This window comes from Rhodococcus sp. 14-2496-1d (assembly GCF_002259365.1).
Lineage (GTDB): Bacteria > Actinomycetota > Actinomycetes > Mycobacteriales > Mycobacteriaceae > Rhodococcoides.
On record NZ_NPFV01000018.1, the window covers coordinates 406821 to 427589 of the forward strand.

The following is a 20769-nucleotide window of genomic DNA, read 5'->3' on the forward strand; positions in this document are numbered from 1 at the left end:
CGCGATGACGATCGCACGAGGTCGCGGTGACCGCACGCTGATGCGCGTCAAGCGCGTCGGCAATGCCCCACTGAACGTGCTCGACCGCGCCGGCGAGCAGATGTCGTTCTACCTTCGGGCCATCGGGTGGATTCCCAAGACCGCTGTGCACTACAAGAAGGAGGTGCTCCGCCTGCTGGCCGAGGTCACCTTCGGCAGTGGCGCGCTCGCGGTCATCGGCGGAACCATCGGCGTGATCGTGATGATGTCCGGCTTCACCGGCATCGTCGTCGGTCTGCAGGGTTACGCCGCACTCGAGCAGCTCGGTAGCTCCGTGCTCACCGGCTTCCTGTCCGCATACGTCAACACCCGTGAGATCGCGCCTATCGTCGCCGGACTCGCGCTGTCGGCCACTGTCGGCTGTGGCTTCACGGCCCAGCTCGGTGCCATGCGGATCTCGGAGGAGATCGATGCCCTCGAGGTGATGGCGGTTCCCAGCGTGCCGTTCCTGGTGACCACTCGCATGATCGCCGGCTTCGTGGCCGTCATCCCGCTCTACATCGTCGGACTGCTGGCGTCGTACGTCGCGTCCCGAGGGATCAGCACCATCTTCAACGGGCAGTCCACCGGGTCCTACGACCACTACTTCAACCTCTTCCTACCTCCGGAAGACGTGTTGTATTCGTTCCTGAAGGTGTTGATCTTCGCCTTCGTCCTGATCATGATCCACTGCTATTACGGCTACCACGCCTCCGGCGGACCTGCCGGTGTCGGCGTCGCAGTGGGCCGTGCCGTTCGTACCGCGATCGTCACGATCGCGGTGCTGGACTTCTTCTTGAGCCTCGCCATCTGGGGCACGACCACCACAGTGAGGGTTGCGGGATGATCGACTCGCCGTCGCGACTGAAGCGAGTACTGCTCGGTTTGGCGTTCTTCCTGGTGCTCATCCTGTTCCTGGGATGGAGCATCACGTCCTACAACAAGACGTTCAAGTCGGTGGTGAACGTCAGTCTCGAAACCGACTCCGTCGGCAATGCACTGCCGATGAACGCCGACGTCAAGGTCCGCGGAATGATCGTCGGTGAGGTGCGCTCGGCATCGACCGTCGACGGCGTGGTCACCTCGCAGCTCGCGATCGACCCGGACAAGGCTCCACTGATTCCGTCCAATGCCACGGCGCGGTTGCTTCCCAAGACGCTGTTCGGTGAGCGATACGTCTCGCTGATCGTGCCCGAGAACGACTCGGCGTCGCCGATCACCGACGGTACGGTCCTGCGTCAGGACACCAGCGGAAACGCCATCGAGGTCGGGCAGTTGCTCGACGGACTGCTCCCGCTGCTGCAGGCGATTCCGCCGCAGGATCTGGCCAACACCCTCGGGTCGTTGGCGCAGGGCCTCAGCGGACGCGGCGAGCAGCTCGGACAGACCATCGACAATCTGACCAACGTCGTCTCCGGTCTGAACACCGAGCTGCCCAACATTCAGCAGACGCTCGTCGGGCTCGCCGACTTCTCCCAGACGTACGCGGACGCTGCGCCCGAGTTGATCTCGGCACTGGACAACCTGCGGACGACGGGCAACACCGTGGTGGAGCGGCAGTCCAGCCTGGAAACGCTGTACGGTTCGCTGACCTCTGCGTCCTACACCACCGCGGACTTCCTGCAGACCAACTCCGAGAATCTGATCGGATTGGCCGCGAACTCGCGGGAAGCCCTCGAGCTGCTGGCCGAGTTCTCCCCGACGTTCGGCTGCACGTTCACCCAGTTCGCCGAAGGTGCCAGGCGCGGCAAGGTCGTGCTCGGCGAGGGCGACGAGTACCCCGGCATCAACGTGTCCGCATCGTTCGTCAACCCGAAGGGCCGTTACTTGCCGAACCAGGACGAGCCGCGCTTGTTCGACGATCGCGGAGCCACCTGCTTCGAGCCTGCTGCACCGGGTGAGTTCTTCCCGCAGTATCCGGGAGGTTCGATCAACGACGGTTCCTACCAGGTGCCGACCCGTAACCCGGGCCCGCAGGTGATCGAAGGACAGGGACCCCCGAAGTCGGCTCAGAGCTCCATCGTTCCCGCCGTTTCCGCGTCTGCGCAGCCGGCGAGTTACGAGGGCTCGGACTTCGAGCGTGACACTCTCGCCGTGATCTACGGACAGGCGAGTGGTGTTGCACCGGACAGTATTCCGTCGTGGGCGGCCGCTATCGGCGCACCGGCATTGAGGGGAGTGGAGGTGACCGTGCCATGAGAGGCCTTCTCGCGCCGATCATCAAGTTGATCGTGTTCGCCGTGATCACGATCCTTGCCACGGCCACCCTCGCCTTCACCATCGCCAATTCCAGCGGTGGCGGCGGCACCAAGTTCTCGGCGATCTTCACCGACGTCACTTCGCTCAACGAGGGCGACGAGATTCGTATCGCCGGCGTTCGCGTCGGCCAGGTCGACTCGATCGAGATCGCCAACGAGCGCGAAGCCAAAGTGGACTTCACCCTGAGCAGTCGGGATTGGCTGCCGGCCAGCTCGACGGCGACCATCCGGTTCAGGAACCTGGTCGGTCAGCGCTACATCGCCATCGAGCAGGGCTCGGGGGACCAGGGGCAGAAGATCACCGAAGGTGCGACCATTCCGTTGGAGCGGACCAAGCCTGCGGTGAATCTGACCACGCTGTTCGACGGTTTCCGGCCGTTGTTCACCACGCTCAGCTCCGACGACGTCAACAAGCTGTCGTACCAGATCATCCAGGTGTTCCAGGGGGAGTCGGGCACCATCAACGAGTTGGTGACCAACACGGCGACGCTGACGAACACCGTCGCCGACAAGGATCAGGTCATCGGCCAGGTCATCACCAATCTCAACAACGTGCTGGCGACGGTCAACCAGAACGACGGCCAGCTCGACAGCCTGATCGTCAACACCCAGCAGCTCGTCTCGGGTCTGTCGGCCGATCGTGATGTGGTCGGCTCGGCCGTCACCTCGCTCGCCGGTCTGACCAACGCGACCGCCGACCTGCTCGAGCCGACCAGGCCGTCGATCCAGGGATCGGTGACTGCGTTGAACACACTGTCCGAGACGATCAACCGCCGCAGCGACGACGTCGACGCTGTCCTCGGAAATCTGCCCGTCAAACTCGACAAGCTCATTCGCACGGCCCAGCAGGGATCCTGGTTCACGTTCTACCTCTGCGGCATCGACATCGTCGCCGGACCGGGTAACTCGCCGAACCTGAATCTGCCGACCGGGCTTCCGACCGTCAACCAGCCGCTGTACACGAACTCGGCAGAGCGTTGCAAAGCTGGGGGGATCAAACAATGACATCTCGTCGTAGTCCGGCCACCATCGGTGCACTGGGCATCGCCATCATCCTGCTCGCCACGATGTCGGTCTTCTTTCTCGACCGGCTCCCGATCATCGGTGCCGGCTCGGTGTACACCGCCGAGTTCAGCGAGGCAGCGGGTCTCAAGCCGTCGAACGAAGTTCGCATCGCGGGCGTCAAGGTCGGCAAGGTGACCGACGTGCGTCTCGAAGGCGACCGAGTGCTCGTGGACTTCACGGTGCAGGACGCCTGGGTCGGTAACGAGTCACGGGCCGCCATCGCGATCAAGACCCTGCTGGGACAGAAGTACCTCGCGCTGGACCCGAGTGGGCCGGACACACTGAGCCCCAAGGACCCGATCCCGCTCGAGCGCACCACGTCCCCGTACGACGTCATCGACGCGTTCTCCGATGCGGCGTCGACCATCAACGACATCGACACCGATCAGCTCGCGACGAGTATGCGGACTCTGTCCGAGGCGTTTTCCGAGACGCCTCCGAACATCCGTGCCTCGCTCGACGGCGTCACCCGGTTGTCGCAGACCGTGGCCAGCCGCGACGAGGAGCTCAAGAAGCTGTTCGAGGCCACCGGTGAGACGTCGAAGGTGTTGGCCGACCGCAACGAGCAGTTCAACAAGCTGATCACCGATGCCGGTCCGCTTCTCGAAGAGCTCAACAACCGCCAGCAGGCGATCTCGCAGCTGCTCACCGGCACGCAGCGCGTGTCGCAGGAGCTGACCGGTCTCGTTCGCGACAACGAGGCGACCATCAACCCGATGCTGCAGCAGCTCAACGGCGTCATCGAGATCCTGCAGCGCAACAACGACAACCTCGACCGCGCGCTCGAGCTGTACGAACCGTTCATTCGGCTCTACACAAACGTCACCGGCAACGGTCGATGGCTCGACATCACGCTGGCCAACCTCACACCTCCCGGAGTTCCGTTGATACCTGGCTACCGCCAGCCCTCGCTCGACAAGTTGCCGGGGGAATGATGACAGACACGCAGGCAGCACCGAGAAACAAGAACAAGCTCGCGCTCATCGCCGTCGTCGTGATCGTGGCGCTGGTGTTGGCCGTCGCCGGCTGGTGGCTGTTCACCAGGGCCGGCACGACCAAGATCACCGCGTACTTCGACAAATCGGTCGGCATCTACTCCGGCTCCGAGGTGCGGGTGCTGGGCGTCAAGGTCGGCACGGTCGACTCCGTCACGCCGCTCGGTGACGACGTCGAGGTCGTGCTTCGTGTCGACCGCGGGATCGACATTCCGGCCGACGCCAAGGCCGTACAGGTCAGCCCGTCGCTCGTTGCCGATCGCTACGTCCAGCTCTCGCCCGTCTACACCGGCGGCGACACCATGGCCGACGGCACGACGATCGGTCGCGATCGCACCGCCACCCCCGTCGAGGTCGACGAATTGTACAAGTCCATCAACGACCTCTCGACCGCCCTCGGTCCCGACGGTGCCAACAAGGACGGCGCGCTCACCGACCTGGTCAACACCGGCGCGGCGAACCTCGACGGCAACGGTGAAGCGTTGGGCGACAGCATCACTCAGCTCTCGGCTGCCGGCCGCACGCTGAGCGACTCGCGCACCGACGTCTTCGACACGATCAAGAACCTGCAGACGTTCGTCAGTGCCCTGGCCGTCAACGACCAGCAGGTACGCAACTTCAACACCCAGTTGGCCGACCTGACCGGTTTCCTGTCGGGCCAGCGCGAGGACCTGGGAGCTGCACTTCAACAGCTGTCGGTCTCGCTCGGCGACGTGGCGACGTTCGTCGCGGACAACCGGACCGAACTGACCGATGCCGCAAACGGTCTCGTGGTTCCGACTCAGACGCTCGCCGACAAACGTGAGCAGCTGGTGCAGACGCTCACATTGCTGCCGCTGGCCATCAGCAACCTGGTGAACGCCTACGACGCGGAGTCAGGCACGCTCGCCTCGCGCGCCAACCTCCAGAACGAGACGCAGGATCCGCTCGGCACCGTGTGCCGGCTCATCGATCTCGGCAAGCTCGTTCCCGGCGATCCGCGCTTCGAGGCCCTCGGTGCGCAGATCCAGCCGATCATCGATCAGTGCGCCAACATCACCACGATGATCCAGGCCCCGATCGCCGACCAGAACCGGATCGTGCTGCCGTTCGGTGTTCTCACCAACGACATCGAGCAGAACGTGTCCGTTCCCGGCACCGTTCCCGGCGTCGTCTCGCCGAGGCTCGGAAACAGCACGATGCCCGGACTGGAGCAGTCGTACATCGGAGGTGGGGGACAGTGAGAACCTCTGTGAAACGGAATCGAGCTCGTGTGAAGCGTTCCTTGGTCGTCGGAGCGGGCGTCTGTGTGGTCGCTCTGTCGGCCGGAGCCTGCTCGTCGGCAGGCATCTATGCCATCCCGCTTCCCGGCGGTGCCGATGTCGGTGACAACCCGTTCAACCTGACGGTGCAGTTCGACGACGTGCTCGACCTCGTCCCGCAGTCGACCGTCAAGGTCGACGGTGTGGCCGTCGGCCGGGTCGACTCCATCTCCGTGCCGAACGAGGGGTGGACGGCCGACGTCGAGGTCATCCTCAACTCCGACGTGGATCTGCCCGCCAATGCGATCGCATCGGTGCAGCAGACCAACCTGCTCGGTGAGAAGTTCGTGCAGCTCTCGGCACCTCCCGGTGACGAGTCGGCAGCGCGGCTGCAGGACGGCGACACCATTCCACTCGATCGCACCCGTCACGCCACCGACATCGAGCAGGTACTCGGCGCGCTGTCGCTGCTGCTCAACGGTGGCGGCGTCGGGCAGCTCTCGCCGATCATCAAGGAACTGAGCACGGCTTTCGACGGTCGCGAAGGCAGGACCAAAGAGCTTCTGCAGCAGGCGAACACGCTGATCGACGGCCTCAACCAGCAGCGGGACGACATCACCCGTGCCATCGATGGTCTCGACACTCTCAGCGGCCGCGTCAACACGCAGACCGACAAGATCGACGCAGTGCTGAAGGACTTGCCGATCGCCACCGAAGTTCTCGAGCAGCAGCGTCCGCAGCTGACCGAGATGCTCGGCGCGCTCGACCGACTCGGAGCCGTGGGCACCGACGTGATCGACCGTTCCAAGGACGATCTGATCGCAGACCTGCGGGCACTGCGCCCGACGCTGCAGGCCCTGGCCGATTCGGCGGACGACGTGGTCACCTCGCTCGCGGTCATCCCCACGCTGCCGTTCGCCGACGGCACCGAGAAGATCATCGAGGGCAACTCCGCCAACCTGTTCCTCTCACTGGACCTGTCGATCGGAACTGCGCTGCGCAACTTCGGCGTCGGTGAAGGCGATCCGGTCTACATCCAGCCCAAGTACGGCAACACGCTGCCGGTGGTCGACCCGTCGAATCCGTACTACAACGGAAACGGACCTCGGCCGGGTTGGCCGACGATCTCACTGCTGCCGTTGCCGCCGATCATCCCGTCACCGGTTCCCGGCCCGGGTGCACCTGCGAACGAGCAGGCGGCTGCAGCCGCTGCGCCCGCACCTGCCGATCCGTTGGCACCGTTGAACGATCTGCTCGAGCGATTCGGAGTTGGACAGTGAGATCGAGACTGGTTCGTATTCAGTTGGTCCTATTCGTCGTCGTAGCGGTTCTGGGTCTGGTTTTCGTCGGTGCCAAGTACGTACGCCTGGACAACATGCTCGGCTTCGGGCAGTACCAGGTCGATCTGAACCTGGCCGATTCCGGTGGCATCTTCTCCAACGCCGAGGTCACCTACCGAGGTGTCCCGGTGGGAACCGTCGGAGATCTGGAACTGACGCAGGACGGTGTCCGTGTCGCACTGATGCTCGACAACGGCGGGCCCGACATCCCGGCCGACACGAAGGCCGTCGTGGCCAACCGGTCTGCGATCGGTGAGCAGTACGTCGACCTCCAGCCCGAGACCGATCAGGGCCCGTTCCTGGTCGACGGTTCGCAGATCGCTCAGGCCGACACCACCACACCCGTGCCGGTGGAGGACGTCCTCGCCAACACGAACACGTTGGTTCGGTCCGTGCCGCTCGACACGTTGACGCGAGTGGTCAACGAGCTCGGCGTGGCATTCGACGGCAAGGGCACGGATCTCGCGTCCCTCGTCGATTCGCTCGGGAACATCTCCGAGGCAGGCAACGAGGCGCTGCCGCAGACGCTTGCTCTGGTCCGTGACGCGGTGCCGGTGCTCGACACGCAGTCCGAGCAGTCGGATCTGATTCGTGAGTTCAGCACCAGTCTGGACCAGGTGACGGCTCAGTTGAAGTCCAGCGATCCCGACATCCGCCGCCTGATCGACACGGGTACCGCGGCGGGCGATCAGCTCGGTGGTCTCATCACCGATGCGGGTCCGGCGCTGACCACCGACATCAACAACCTTGCGCTGGTTGCCGCTCAGGCCGAACCGCGTTACGTCGCGCTTCGTCCGTTCCTGACGTTCCTGCCTGCCCTCGGTGCCGGTATCTCGACGATCGTCCCGAACGACGGAACGATCCATCAGGGTCTGTTGCTCGAGGTCAACAATCCGCCGCCGTGCACGGTCGGCTACGAGGGAAGCCAGGCGATCCTCGACGAGGAGAAGCGGAAGAACCCGAACTTCGATCCGACTCGGGAGAACTACCCGCTGAACCTCGACGCGAACTGCGCTACACCGCAGGGCAGCGTGACGGGTGTGCGTAGCGCGAACCGCATCGTGTTCGCCGATCCGGACGTGCCGCAGCCGTGGGACCTCAAGCCCAAGGTCGATCCGGAGAAGCTCAACCTCAACCCCATCGCCACCCAGTTGGCACCGCTGATCGGCGTGACGCCGAAGTAGTGGAATCGGTGAAACTGCTGCTCAGCACTATCGTCGGGCCGAGGGCGGTTCGGCCGGATATTACCGAGTAGTAGGGTGGAAAGTGTGAACTCGAGCACCGAAGCCCTGGAGTCCCCAGCGACTCCAGGGCGCAACAAGACCGCGAAAATCCTGTTTGCCGTCGTGACGGTGATCGCCGTGGCCGCCCTCGCAGCGGCAGTGTTCTTCGGGTACGGCTGGGGCAACGCGCTTCTGAGCCAGAAGCCCACCGCGGACACCAGGGACGCGGCGCTCACCGGAGCACAGCAGGCGGCAGTCAACCTCAACACCGTCGACGCGGCGCAGATCGATCAGTCGTTCGACAACATGAAGTCGTCCATCACCGGCGACCTGATGCTCAACGACCTCGAGCAGACGCGGTCGGGCATCACCGATCAGGTTCGTCAGTCCGGTGCCAAGAGCGAGGCCGAAGTCCTGCACGGCACGCTGACGGAGCTGAGCACGGACGAGAACACCGCCACTGCTCTGGTGGTCATTGCGACGACCACCACCTGGCCCGATCGCGTCGAGCGAAGCAAGCTGACGATGCGTCTGGCCATGGAGGAGGTCGACGGGGTGTGGAAGACCAACAAGGTCGACCCCATCGGTTCACGGATCTCGCTCGACAACCCGAACACCAACCCCGTCGTCCCGACCGATCCGGGCGGCCCCGCCGACCCGAACGCGGCCGACCCCAGTGCGGAAGCGACGCCGGCTCCCCAGCCGGACACCGGCGGCAACTGAGGTACCCGGCAGTGGTGTCTTCCGTCTGTACCGAAGTGAGTTTCGAAGGAGTTCTGTAGTGCCTCCCCAGCGTCGCAAGATCGTTCCACCCACCACCACCAGCAAAGTACGCCGCAAGGTGGCCGGCACCGGGAAGCCGACTGCTGCATCCACCGTCACGGGCTCGACCACCGAGGGATCCGCTGCCGACGACACGACGGCTGTCACGACTCCGCCGCCGAGCACGCCGATTCTCGACAAGCCCGCAACGGACAAGCCCGCAACGGACAAGCCTGCAACGGACAAGGCTGCAACGGACAAGCCTGTTCTCGACAAGCCTGCACTCGACAAGGTCGCGACCGAGGAACCCGCACTCGACAAGCCTGCAGAAGGCGAATCTGCCGACGAATCCACCGCAGCCGAGTCGTCCACCGCCGCTGAGTCGTCCACGGTCGCTGGCTCGTCCACCGCGTCGGGGTCGGGTATCGGCTGGAAGCACGTGATCGTCGTTGCGGTCATTGCCGTCGTGCTCGGCGCGTTCGCTGCCGTTGCCGCGTTCAAGCCGTTCGCCACGATCGACAATGCGGCCTGGGTGGATTCCGCGGCGACGCAGGAAGTCACCTCGGCTGCGACCGATGCGTTGCAGACTCTGTACACGTACAAGGCCGCCACGATCGACGCCGATTTCGACGCGGCGCGTGCAGTGCTCAATCAGTCGATGCTCGACGAGTTCAACTCCACTGCCGAAACCACCAAATCAGCTGTGGTGCAGACGGATACGGGGACCGAAGCGATGGTCACCGATATCGGAGTCACGCGGCTGGAGAACGGCATGGCCGAGTTGATCGCCAACGTGAACATCAGTGCCACCCAGAACGGCGTTGCCTCGGGCAGTGCCGAGGGTCCGTTGACGGTGAACATGGAGAAGGTCGACGGCACCTGGAAGCTGTCGGCCATCGACGATCAGTAGGAGCTCAGCCAGCATTCGATTCGGCCCCGTTCGACGCAGAAGCCCTGCTCGGACGGGGCTTTTTCGTCGGCTTTTCCGCCATCTGTCACCGGCTTTCCATCGCGTTACCATCGCGATTGCGTCCTGGCTTGGGACGAGCCCTGGTTGTTCGGGACAACCAATCGAAGCTCGACAGCCAGGGGTGGATCCGATGAAAACGGAGCATGCTGGTCATGACTGACACAACTATCGAATATTCCGTGGTGGAATCCAGGTCCGGTCGATCGGGGTTTGCCGAGCACGTCAATCCCGAACTGTATCGGCTGTTGTCTGCGCTGAATCTGGATCGCGAGTACGTGCGCGGCGACGGGACGGTCCTGTTCGACGCCTCGGGTCGTCGCTATCTCGACTTCGCCGGGGCGTACGGTGCACTCCCGTTCGGGCACGGTCCCACTCCGATCTGGCAGGCGGTCAACGACGTTCGTTGCAGTGGAGAGGCGATTTTCGTACAGCCTTCGGTGTTGAGCGCGGCCGGTGAACTGGCGGATCGGTTGGGGCGCATCGCACCCGACGGATTGACGCGGGCGACGTTCGTCAACAGTGGTACCGAGGCCACCGAGGTGGCGCTGAAGATCGCGCGAGCGCACACCGGTCGGCTGGGGGTACTGACGACCGGGAACAGTTTTCATGGCAAGACTCTCGGTGCTCTGTCCGCAACGGGAAACGTCAAGTACCAGAGCGGTTTCGGTGCTCCGGTCGAGGGATTCGATCACATCGAGTTCGGTGATTCGGATGCGCTCGACGCGGCACTGGCGGCAGCCCCCGGGCACTATGCGGTGTTTCTGGTGGAACCGATTCAGGGTGAGGGTGGCGTGGTGTGTCCGCCCGACGGTTACCTGCGCCGCGTGCGGGAGATCTGTGATCGGCACGGGGTGTTGATGGCCCTCGATGAGGTGCAGACCGGGCTCGGCCGGACCGGCAGGATGTTCGCGGTGGAGCACGAGGGCGTGGTGCCGGACATCCTGACCGTCGCCAAGGCGCTCGGTGGCGGCATCGTGCCGGTGGGTGCGGTGTTGTGTGCGCCGAGGCTGGTGAACGAGAGTTTCGCGCTGCGCCACACGTCCACGTTCGCGGGCAACGCATTGGCTGCGCGGGTGGGTATCGCGGTTCTCGACGAGTTGACCCGGGACGACTACGCGGTGGTGGAGAACGCAGCCGTTCTCGGGCGGCAGTTGAAGCACGATCTGAGTGCGTTGGCAGAGAAGTACCCGTCGGTGGTCACCGAGGTGCGCGGACGCGGGTTGTTGCTCGGCATGGAATTCACCGCGGACGTCAACATGGTCGGGCGGCAGTCGTTGCTGGGATCGATTGCCGATCAACACAATCTGGCCGTGGTGATCTGCTCGTACCTGCTCAACGTCGAGGGGATTCGAGTGGCTCCGACCCTGTTCGGTAACAGGGTGATTCGGATCGAACCGCCGCTGACGGTGTCGGCGGTGCAGTGCTCGCGGCTGGTCGCAGCACTGGATCGGGCGTTGGGGTACGCGGCAGCGGGGGACATGGACGGTTTGTTCGGGCATCTGCTCGGCCGCCCGACCGTCGCCACTCCGCCCGCTCTCGAGGCGTTGCGTCCGGGTCGAACGCCCGATATCGCGGTGCGGGCGACGGATCGTCGCTTCGCGTTCATCGCGCACCCTCTCGATCTGGGGTTCTTCGCGGCGTTCGATCCGGCACTCGAGGTGTTCGATCACGGCGAGCGGCAGGATCTGCTCGAGCGGTTCGCGGCGTCGACGTCCGAGCTCGAACCTGCGTCGTTCGTCATCGGCAGTGGCCGGGTCGTCGGAGGTGGGGATGCGACGGCGCACGGCGATCTGGTCGGGCTGCCGTACACCTCCGAGCAGTTGCTGCGTCTGCCGACCGAGCGTGCGCTCGCTGTGGTGGGCGGGGCCGTCGAGCTGGCGATCTCGCGCGGTGCGACGGTTGTCGGGTTGGGCGGCTATTCGTCGGTGATCACCGGGAACGGGTTGGGCCTCGGCGCGACGACGCGACCGATCACCACCGGCAACACGTTCACCGCTGCGGCGAGTCTGCGGGCTGTCCGACGCGTGTGTCGTGAACGCGGTATCGATGTCGCGCGGGCTCGGGTGACGATTCTCGGTGCCGCCGGGGCGATCGGGCGAACCATCGGCAAGCAGTTGGCCGGCGAGGTCGGCGGCATCGTGTTGGTCGGCAGGAAGGGGGAGAGTTCGGTCATCGCGCCCAAGTTGTGGGCGGCCGCGCAGGAGATGGTGTCGAGTGCTCGGGTCGGTGCGGGTTCGGGGGATCTGGCCGGGGCCGCGCACGCGGTCGACGGCGATCTGGACGATCTGATCAGATCGCGCCATGTCGAGTTCTTCACCGATCCTGTTGCTGCGGTGAAGGATTCGTTGATCGTCATCGCTGCCACGTCGGCACCGCATGCGCTGATCGATCCGACGGATCTGATGGAGGGTGCCATCGTCTGCGATGTGGCGCAGCCACCGAACATCGGCCGGGACGTGCGCAGTGAGCGGCCCGACGTCACGGTGTTCGACGGCGGCATCGTGCGGGTGCCGTCGGGTTCGGATTTCGGGTTGACCTACGGGTTGGCTCCGGGGCTGACGTACGCCTGCATGGCCGAGACGATGCTGATCGCGTTGTCGGGTGAGTTCGGTCTGCGCAGCATCGGGACCACCCTCGACGGCGACAGCGTGGAGCGGTTGGGTGAGCTGGCAGATGTCCACGGGTTCACGCTCGCCGAGGCCACGCGGTGGCGCGAGGCCGACCGGTAGACGGCAGGGGGGCGGGGGCGCGTCGGCGTCCCCGCCTCCGGCTGCGTCAATGGACCATTGCATACGTCTCGGCGGTGCAGTGGTCCATCGACGCGACCGGTTCGAGTGCGGTCTCACGGAAAACGGATCGGGCCGAACCTCTTGACGAAGGGGGCGGCACGGGTCAGTCTTGTCGTCAGGAGCACCCCCAGTGGTTTTCGAAGCGCAGTGGTTTCGGCATCGGGCGTCCGGCAGGCGACACGCTTTCGCCGAGTCAGCGCGTGAATGGACCCCGGGTGCTACTTTTGATGCCCCCGTTGCGCTGTGCGCACATTTGGGGTACCTTTGGACGTTGCGCTGGCTGCCTCCTGTCCACCTCTCGATCGCTGTTACCCGAAAGCACGTTTTCGGGCCGCTGTGATGGGGATTCGGTCTGGTTGCACCAGCCGAAATTCGCCCCACATATAGCAAACAGATACAGCGGCGGTCGCACTGCACGAGCGACCCGCGTGAGGTGCTGGAAGGACGCATCTTGGCAGTCTCTAGCCAGACCAAGGCAGTTGTCGGAACACCGGGAGCCCCGAGGAGGGTTTCGTTCGCGAACATTCGCGAGCCGTTGGAGGTACCCGGTCTCCTCGATGTACAGACGGATTCGTTCGAATGGCTGGTAGGTGCGCAGAGTTGGCGTGACCGTGCCGCCGCCCGGGGAGACAGCAGTGTCGCCGGTGGACTCGAGGACATCCTGACCGAGCTCTCTCCGATCGAGGATTTCTCGGGCTCGATGTCTCTGTCCTTCTCCGACCCACGGTTCGACGAGGTCAAGGCCTCGACGGATGAGTGCAAGGACAAGGACATGACGTACGCGGCTCCGCTGTTCGTCACGGCCGAGTTCATCAACAACAACACCGGTGAGATCAAGAGCCAGACGGTCTTCATGGGTGATTTCCCGATGATGACCGACAAGGGCACCTTCATCATCAACGGCACCGAGCGTGTCGTGGTATCGCAGCTGGTGCGTTCTCCGGGCGTCTACTTCGATCATTCGATCGACAAGACCACCGAGAAGGACCTGCACAGCGTCAAGGTGATCCCCGGCCGCGGCGCATGGCTCGAGTTCGACGTCGACAAGCGCGACACCGTCGGTGTCCGTATCGACCGCAAGCGTCGCCAGCCCGTCACGGTGCTGCTCAAGGCTCTCGGCTGGTCCACCGAGCAGATCACGGAGCGCTTCGGCTTCTCCGAGATCCTCATGGCCACCCTGGAGAAGGACAACACCGCCGGTACCGACGAGGCACTCCTCGACATCTACCGCAAGCTGCGTCCGGGCGAGCCGCCGACCAAGGAGTCGGCGCAGACCCTGCTGGAGAACCTGTTCTTCAAGGACAAGCGCTACGACCTCGCTCGCGTGGGTCGCTACAAGATCAACAAGAAGCTCGGCCTCAACTCGGGTCAGCCCATCGTGGCGTCGACCCTCACCGAGGAAGACATCGTCGCGACCATCGAGTACCTGGTGCGTCTGCACGCAGGTGAGACCTCGATGACCGCACCCGACGGCGTCGAGGTTCCGGTCGAGGTCGACGACATCGACCACTTCGGCAACCGTCGTCTGCGTACCGTCGGCGAGCTCATCCAGAACCAGATCCGCGTGGGCCTGTCCCGCATGGAGCGCGTCGTGCGCGAACGTATGACGACTCAGGACGTCGAGGCGATCACGCCGCAGACCCTGATCAACATCCGTCCCGTCGTCGCTGCGATCAAGGAGTTCTTCGGAACGTCCCAGCTCTCGCAGTTCATGGACCAGAACAACCCGCTGTCGGGTCTGACGCACAAGCGTCGCCTGTCGGCACTGGGACCCGGCGGTCTCTCTCGTGAGCGCGCCGGCCTCGAGGTCCGCGACGTTCACCCGTCGCACTACGGCCGCATGTGCCCCATCGAGACCCCGGAAGGCCCGAACATCGGCCTGATCGGATCGCTCTCGGTGTACGCACGCGTCAACCCGTTCGGGTTCATCGAGACCCCGTACCGCAAGGTCGTCGACGGCAAGGTCACCGACGAGGTCGATTACCTGACCGCCGACGAGGAGGATCGCCACACGCTCGCGCAGGCGAACTCTCCGGTCGACGATTCGGGCCACTTCATCGAGGACAAGATTCTCGTCCGTCGTAAGGGTGGAGAGGTCGAGTTCGTCTCGTCCGACGACATCGACTACATGGACGTCTCGCCGCGACAGATGGTTTCCGTCGCGACCGCGATGATTCCGTTCCTCGAGCACGACGATGCCAACCGTGCCCTGATGGGCGCCAACATGCAGCGTCAGGCCGTCCCGCTGGTTCGCAGCGAGTCGCCGATCGTCGGAACCGGCATGGAGCTGCGTGCAGCCGTCGATGCCGGTGACGTCGTCATCACCGAGAAGACCGGTGTCGTCGAAGAGGTCTCCGCCGACTACGTCACGGTCATGGCCGACGACGGATCGCGCAAGACCTACCGGATGCGCAAGTTCGCGCGCTCCAACCAGGGCACGTGCGCCAACCAGCGTCCGATCGTGGACGAGGGTCAGCGCGTCGAGTCCGGCCAGGTCCTCGCCGACGGCCCCTGCACCGAGAACGGTGAGATGGCACTCGGCAAGAACCTGCTGCTGGCGATCATGCCGTGGGAGGGCCACAACTACGAGGACGCGATCATCCTGTCGCAGCGCCTCGTGGAAGAGGACGTTCTCACCTCGATCCACATCGAGGAGCACGAGATCGATGCTCGCGACACCAAGCTCGGTGCCGAGGAGATCACTCGCGACATCCCGAACGTCTCCGACGAGGTCCTCGCAGACCTCGACGAGCGCGGCATCATCCGGATCGGTGCCGAGGTTCGTGACGGCGACGTGCTGGTCGGAAAGGTCACGCCGAAGGGCGAGACCGAGCTGACCCCCGAAGAGCGCCTGCTGCGCGCCATCTTCGGTGAGAAGGCTCGCGAAGTTCGCGACACCTCGCTCAAGGTTCCGCACGGCGAGAACGGAAAGGTCATCGGCATCCGCGTCTTCTCGCGCGACGACGACGACGATCTGCCTCCCGGCGTCAATGAGCTGGTCCGCGTCTACGTGGCTCAGAAGCGCAAGATCCAGGACGGCGACAAGCTCGCCGGCCGTCACGGCAACAAGGGCGTCATCGGCAAGATCCTCCCGCAGGAGGACATGCCGTTCCTGCCCGACGGCACCCCGATCGACATCATCCTCAACACCCACGGTGTTCCGCGTCGTATGAACATCGGTCAGGTCCTCGAAACCCACCTGGGTTGGATCGGCAAGACCGGTTGGAACGTTCAGATCGCCGCGGACGGCACGAAGCCCGATTGGGCCGAGCGTCTGCCCGAGGAGATGTTGGCGGCTCCGGCCGACAGCAACATCGCCACCCCGGTGTTCGACGGTGCCAAGGAGAATCAGCTCGCCGGCCTGCTGGAGAGCACGATCCCCAACCGCGACGGCGAGCAGATGGTCGGACCCGACGGAAAGGCCACGTTGTTCGACGGCCGCTCCGGCGAGCCGTTCCCGTACCCGGTGTCGGTGGGCTACATGTACATCATCAAGCTGCACCACTTGGTCGACGACAAGATCCACGCTCGTTCGACCGGGCCGTACTCGATGATCACGCAGCAGCCCCTCGGTGGTAAGGCACAGTTCGGTGGTCAGCGCTTCGGTGAGATGGAGTGCTGGGCCATGCAGGCCTACGGTGCCGCGTACACGCTGCAGGAGCTTCTCACCATCAAGTCGGACGACGTTGTCGGCCGCGTGAAGGTGTACGAGGCGATCGTCAAGGGCGAGAACATCCCGGAGCCCGGTATCCCCGAGTCCTTCAAGGTGCTCCTCAAGGAGCTCCAGTCGCTGTGCCTCAACGTGGAGGTGCTGTCCTCGGACGGCGCAGCCATCACGATGGCCGACGGTGACGACGAAGACCTCGAGCGTGCCGCAGCCAACCTGGGAATCAACCTCTCCCGCAACGAAGCAGCCACGGTCGACGACCTCGCTCAGTAGTTCTGTGATCCCCGTGCCTGCGTCACTGCAGGCACGGGGGTGATCACGCTTTTTCTGATTCGGTATCACAACACCCATAACGGGGAAAGGAAGTTACGTGCTCGACGTCAACTTCTTCGATGAACTTCGCATTGGCCTTGCCACTGCGGACGACATCCGTCAGTGGTCCTACGGCGAGGTCAAGAAGCCGGAGACCATCAACTACCGCACGCTCAAGCCCGAGAAGGACGGCCTCTTCTGCGAGAAGATCTTCGGCCCCACTCGGGACTGGGAGTGCTACTGCGGCAAGTACAAGCGCGTCCGCTTCAAGGGCATCATCTGTGAGCGCTGTGGCGTCGAGGTCACTCGCGCCAAGGTGCGTCGTGAGCGCATGGGCCACATCGAACTGGCGGCTCCCGTCACGCACATCTGGTACTTCAAGGGTGTGCCGTCGCGTCTGGGCTACCTGCTCGACCTGGCTCCGAAGGATCTCGAGAAGATCATCTACTTCGCTGCCTACGTCATCACCACGGTCGACGACGAGCTCCGTCACAACGAGCTCTCGACGCTCGAGGCCGAGATGGAGGTCGAGAAGAAGGCCGTCGCAGATCAGCGCGACGCCGATCTCGAGGCTCGTGCGCAGAAGCTCGAGGCCGACATCGCCGAGCTCGAAGCCGAGGGTGCCAAGTCCGACGTGCGCCGCAAGGTCAAGGACGGTGGCGAGCGTGAGATGCGTCAGCTCCGTGACCGCGCGCAGCGTGAGCTCGATCGTCTCGAGGAGATCTGGACCACGTTCACCAAGCTCGCTCCCAAGCAGCTCATCGTCGACGAGCTCATCTACCGCGAGCTCATCGACCGGTACGGCGAGTACTTCACCGGTGCCATGGGTGCCGAGTCGATCCAGAAGCTCATGCAGACCTTCGACATCGATGCCGAGGCGGAGTCTCTTCGCGAGACCATCCGCAGTGGCAAGGGTCAGAAGAAGCTGCGTGCGCTCAAGCGTCTGAAGGTCGTCGCTGCGTTCCAGGCCGGCCGCAACTCGCCGATGGGCATGGTTCTCGACGCTGTCCCGGTCATCCCGCCGGAGCTTCGTCCGATGGTGCAGCTCGACGGTGGACGTTTCGCGACGTCCGACCTCAACGACCTGTACCGCCGCGTCATCAACCGCAACAACCGCCTCAAGCGTCTGATCGATCTCGGTGCCCCCGAGATCATCGTCAACAACGAGAAGCGGATGCTGCAGGAGTCGGTCGACGCCCTGTTCGACAACGGCCGTCGTGGGCGTCCGGTCACCGGACCGGGTAACCGCCCGCTCAAGTCGCTGTCCGACTTGCTCAAGGGCAAGCAGGGTCGCTTCCGTCAGAACCTCCTCGGCAAGCGCGTCGACTACTCGGGCCGTTCGGTCATCGTCGTCGGCCCGCAGCTCAAGCTGCACCAGTGTGGTCTGCCGAAGCTGATGGCTCTCGAGCTGTTCAAGCCGTTCGTGATGAAGCGCCTGGTGGATCTGAACCACGCGCAGAACATCAAGTCGGCCAAGCGCATGGTCGAGCGTCAGCGTCCGCAGGTGTGGGACGTTCTCGAAGAGGTCATCGCCGAGCACCCCGTGCTGCTGAACCGTGCACCCACCCTGCACCGGTTGGGCATCCAGGCGTTCGAGCCGCAGCTCGTCGAGGGCAAGGCCATCCAGCTGCACCCGCTCGTGTGTGAGGCGTTCAACGCCGACTTCGATGGTGACCAGATGGCCGTCCACCTCCCGCTGTCCGCCGAGGCTCAGGCCGAGGCACGCGTGTTGATGCTGTCCTCGAACAACATCCTCTCGCCGGCATCGGGCCGTCCTCTCGCCATGCCGCGTCTGGACATGGTGACGGGTCTGTACCACCTGACGCGTCTCGACGCCGGTGCTGTCGGCGAGCGCGTCGACGCATCGACCGATCAGGCCGAGTTCGGGGCGTACTCCTCCCCGGCCGAGGCTCAGATGGCCGTCGACCGTGGAGCGCTCACGGTGCAGTCGCAGATTCGGGTTCGTCTCACCACGCAGCGCCCGCCGCGTGACATCGAGAACGAGTTGTTCCCCGAGGGCTGGAACCGCGGCGACGCGTGGACCGCGGAGACCACTCTGGGACGCGTGCTGTTCAACGAGCTGCTTCCGGCGGACTACCCGTTCGTCAACGAGCAGATGCCGAAGAAGCGTCAGTCGACCATCATCAACGATCTCGCCGAGCGTTACCCGATGATCGTGGTCGCGCAGACCGTCGACAAGCTCAAGGATGCAGGCTTCTACTGGGCCACGCGTTCGGGTGTCACCATCTCGATCTCCGACGTCCTCGTGCCGCCGGAGAAGCCGCAGATCATGGAGACCTTCGAGGCTCAGGCCGATCAGATCGAGAAGAAGTACCAGCGTGGCGCACTCGACAAGGTCGAGCGCAACTCCGCACTGGTCAAGATCTGGCAGGACGCGACCGAGCAGGTCGGTAAGGCCATGGAGGCCCACTTCCCCGACGACAACCCGATCCCGATGATCGTGAAGTCCGGCGCAGCCGGAAACATGACTCAGGTTCGCTCGCTCGCCGGCATGAAGGGCTTGGTGACCAACCCGAAGGGTGAGTTCATCCCGCGTCCGATCAAGTCCTCCTTCAAGGAAGGCCTGACGGTTCTCGAGTACTTCATCAACACGCACGGTGCTCGTAAGGGTCTGGCCGACACGGCGCTTCGTACCGCCGACTCGGGCTACCTGACGCGTCGTCTGGTCGACGTCTCGCAGGATGTCATCGTTCGGGAAACCGACTGTGGCACCGAGCGCGGCATCGTCACGACGATCGCCGAGAAGACCGCCGACGGCAAGATGATCCGCGACGCTCACGTCGAGACCAGCACGTACGCCCGCACGTTGGCGAACGACGCTGTCGACGAGAACGGCACGGTCATCGTCGCTCGCGGACATGATCTCGGTGACCCGGCCATCGACGCGCTGCTCGCTGCGGGCATCACGTCGGTCAAGGTTCGCTCGGTGCTCACCTGCACCACGGGAACCGGCGTCTGCGCCACCTGCTACGGCCGCTCGATGGCCACCGGCAAGCTGGTCGACATCGGTGAGGCCGTCGGTATCGTTGCCGCGCAGTCCATCGGTGAGCCCGGAACCCAGCTGACCATGCGTACCTTCCACCAGGGTGGTGTCGCCGGAGATGACATCACCGGTGGTCTGCCTCGCGTGCAGGAGCTGTTCGAGGCACGTGTGCCGAAGGGCAAGGCTCCGATCGCGGACGTGTCGGGACGCATCCAGCTCGAGGACGGCGATCGTTTCTACAAGATCACCATCGTCCCGGACGACGGCGGCGAAGAGGTTGTCTACGACAAGCTCTCCAAGCGTCAGCGTCTGCGCGTCTTCAAGCACGACGACGGCACCGAGCGCCTGCTGGCGGACGGTGACCACGTCGAGGTCGGCCAGCAGCTCATGGAAGGTGCTGCCGATCCGCACGAGGTGCTGCGTGTGATGGGTCCCCGTCAGGTGCAGATCCACCTCGTCAACGAGGTCCAGGAGGTGTACCGGTCGCAGGGTGTGTCGATTCACGACAAGCACATCGAGACGATCGTGCGCCAGATGCTCCGTCGCGTGACGATCATCGACAGCGGCTCCACCGAGTTCCTGCCCGGGTCACTGACCGAGCGCAGCGAGTTCGAGTCGAGCAACCGTCGCGTCGTCTCCGAGGGTGGCGAGCCCGCAGCCGGACGTCCGGTCCTGATGGGTATCACCAAGGCATCGCTGGCCACCGACTCGTGGCTGTCGGCTGCGTCCTTCCAGGAGACCACTCGTGTGCTGACCGATGCGGCGATCAACTGCCGTAGCGACAAGCTCATAGGTCTCAAGGAGAACGTCATCATCGGTAAGCTCATCCCGGCTGGTACCGGCATCAACCGGTACCGGAACATCACGGTGCAGCCGACCGAGGAGGCGCGTGCCGCGGCATACGCGGTGCCGTCGTACGACGATCAGTACTACAGCCCGGATGGCTTCGGCCAGGGAACCGGCGCTGCAGTGCCGCTCGACGACTACGGTTTCTCCAACGAATACCGCTAGAGCGACTCCGTCGCATGTGAGCAGAACTTCGTAGCCCACTACGAATTTCCGCTCACGACGACAGAGCCTGCAGACAAAGGCCCCGCATCGACTTCGGTCGGTGCGGGGCTTTGT

The 20769-nt window shown here is 64.3% G+C and carries 12 protein-coding genes; all 12 read left to right on the forward strand.

Annotation, left to right across the window (positions count from 1 at the left end; all coding sequences use genetic code 11):
- Positions 1–4 precede the first annotated feature (4 nt).
- The 12 genes from CH296_RS15585 (at position 5) to CH296_RS15640 (ending at position 20655) form a co-directional block, all read left to right on the forward strand.
- A complete protein-coding gene (locus CH296_RS15585; protein WP_027498223.1) occupies positions 5–865 on the forward strand; it encodes an ABC transporter permease in 861 nt (286 codons plus the stop codon).
- Positions 862–2217: an MCE family protein gene (locus CH296_RS15590; RefSeq protein WP_032393960.1), complete on the forward strand. Its 1356-nt coding sequence runs from the start codon at positions 862–864 to the stop codon at positions 2215–2217. Before CH296_RS15585 ends, CH296_RS15590 begins: the two co-directional genes overlap by 4 nt.
- Positions 2214–3281, forward strand: coding sequence for an MCE family protein (locus CH296_RS15595; RefSeq protein WP_032393961.1), 1068 nt, complete (start codon positions 2214–2216; stop codon positions 3279–3281). The genes CH296_RS15590 and CH296_RS15595 overlap by 4 nt, the downstream gene beginning before the upstream one ends.
- Complete coding sequence (locus CH296_RS15600) at positions 3278–4276, forward strand: MCE family protein (protein ID WP_032393962.1); 999 nt, start codon at positions 3278–3280, stop codon at positions 4274–4276. The genes CH296_RS15595 and CH296_RS15600 overlap by 4 nt, the downstream gene beginning before the upstream one ends.
- Positions 4276–5559, forward strand: a complete 1284-nt coding sequence (locus tag CH296_RS15605; RefSeq protein WP_032393963.1) for an MCE family protein — start codon at positions 4276–4278, stop codon at positions 5557–5559. Before CH296_RS15600 ends, CH296_RS15605 begins: the two co-directional genes overlap by 1 nt.
- Before the next feature lie 29 nt (positions 5560–5588).
- Positions 5589–6857 carry an MCE family protein gene (locus CH296_RS15610; protein WP_032393964.1) on the forward strand — a complete coding sequence of 423 codons (1269 nt, stop codon included), beginning with the start codon at positions 5589–5591 and terminating at the stop codon, positions 6855–6857.
- Entirely contained in the window at positions 6854–8101 is a 1248-nt protein-coding gene (locus CH296_RS15615; RefSeq protein WP_032393965.1) for an MCE family protein, read from the forward strand. Before CH296_RS15610 ends, CH296_RS15615 begins: the two co-directional genes overlap by 4 nt.
- 84 nt (positions 8102–8185) lie before the next feature.
- Positions 8186–8863, forward strand: coding sequence for a hypothetical protein (locus CH296_RS15620; protein ID WP_256978877.1), 678 nt, complete (start codon positions 8186–8188; stop codon positions 8861–8863).
- A 58-nt stretch (positions 8864–8921) separates the two neighbouring features.
- A complete protein-coding gene (locus CH296_RS15625) occupies positions 8922–9812 on the forward strand; it encodes a hypothetical protein (protein WP_094685144.1) in 891 nt (296 codons plus the stop codon).
- Between the two features lie 212 nt (positions 9813–10024).
- On the forward strand, positions 10025–12601 hold the full coding sequence (locus tag CH296_RS15630; RefSeq protein ID WP_094685233.1) for an aminotransferase class III-fold pyridoxal phosphate-dependent enzyme: 2577 nt from the start codon (positions 10025–10027) through the stop codon (positions 12599–12601).
- Between the two features lie 493 nt (positions 12602–13094).
- Complete coding sequence (gene rpoB, locus CH296_RS15635; protein WP_032393968.1) at positions 13095–16601, forward strand: DNA-directed RNA polymerase subunit beta; 3507 nt, start codon at positions 13095–13097, stop codon at positions 16599–16601.
- A gap of 97 nt (positions 16602–16698) precedes the next feature.
- Positions 16699–20655 (forward strand): DNA-directed RNA polymerase subunit beta', encoded by a 3957-nt coding sequence (locus tag CH296_RS15640; protein WP_032393969.1) that lies wholly within the window; start codon positions 16699–16701, stop codon positions 20653–20655.
- Positions 20656–20769: the final 114 nt, after the last annotated feature.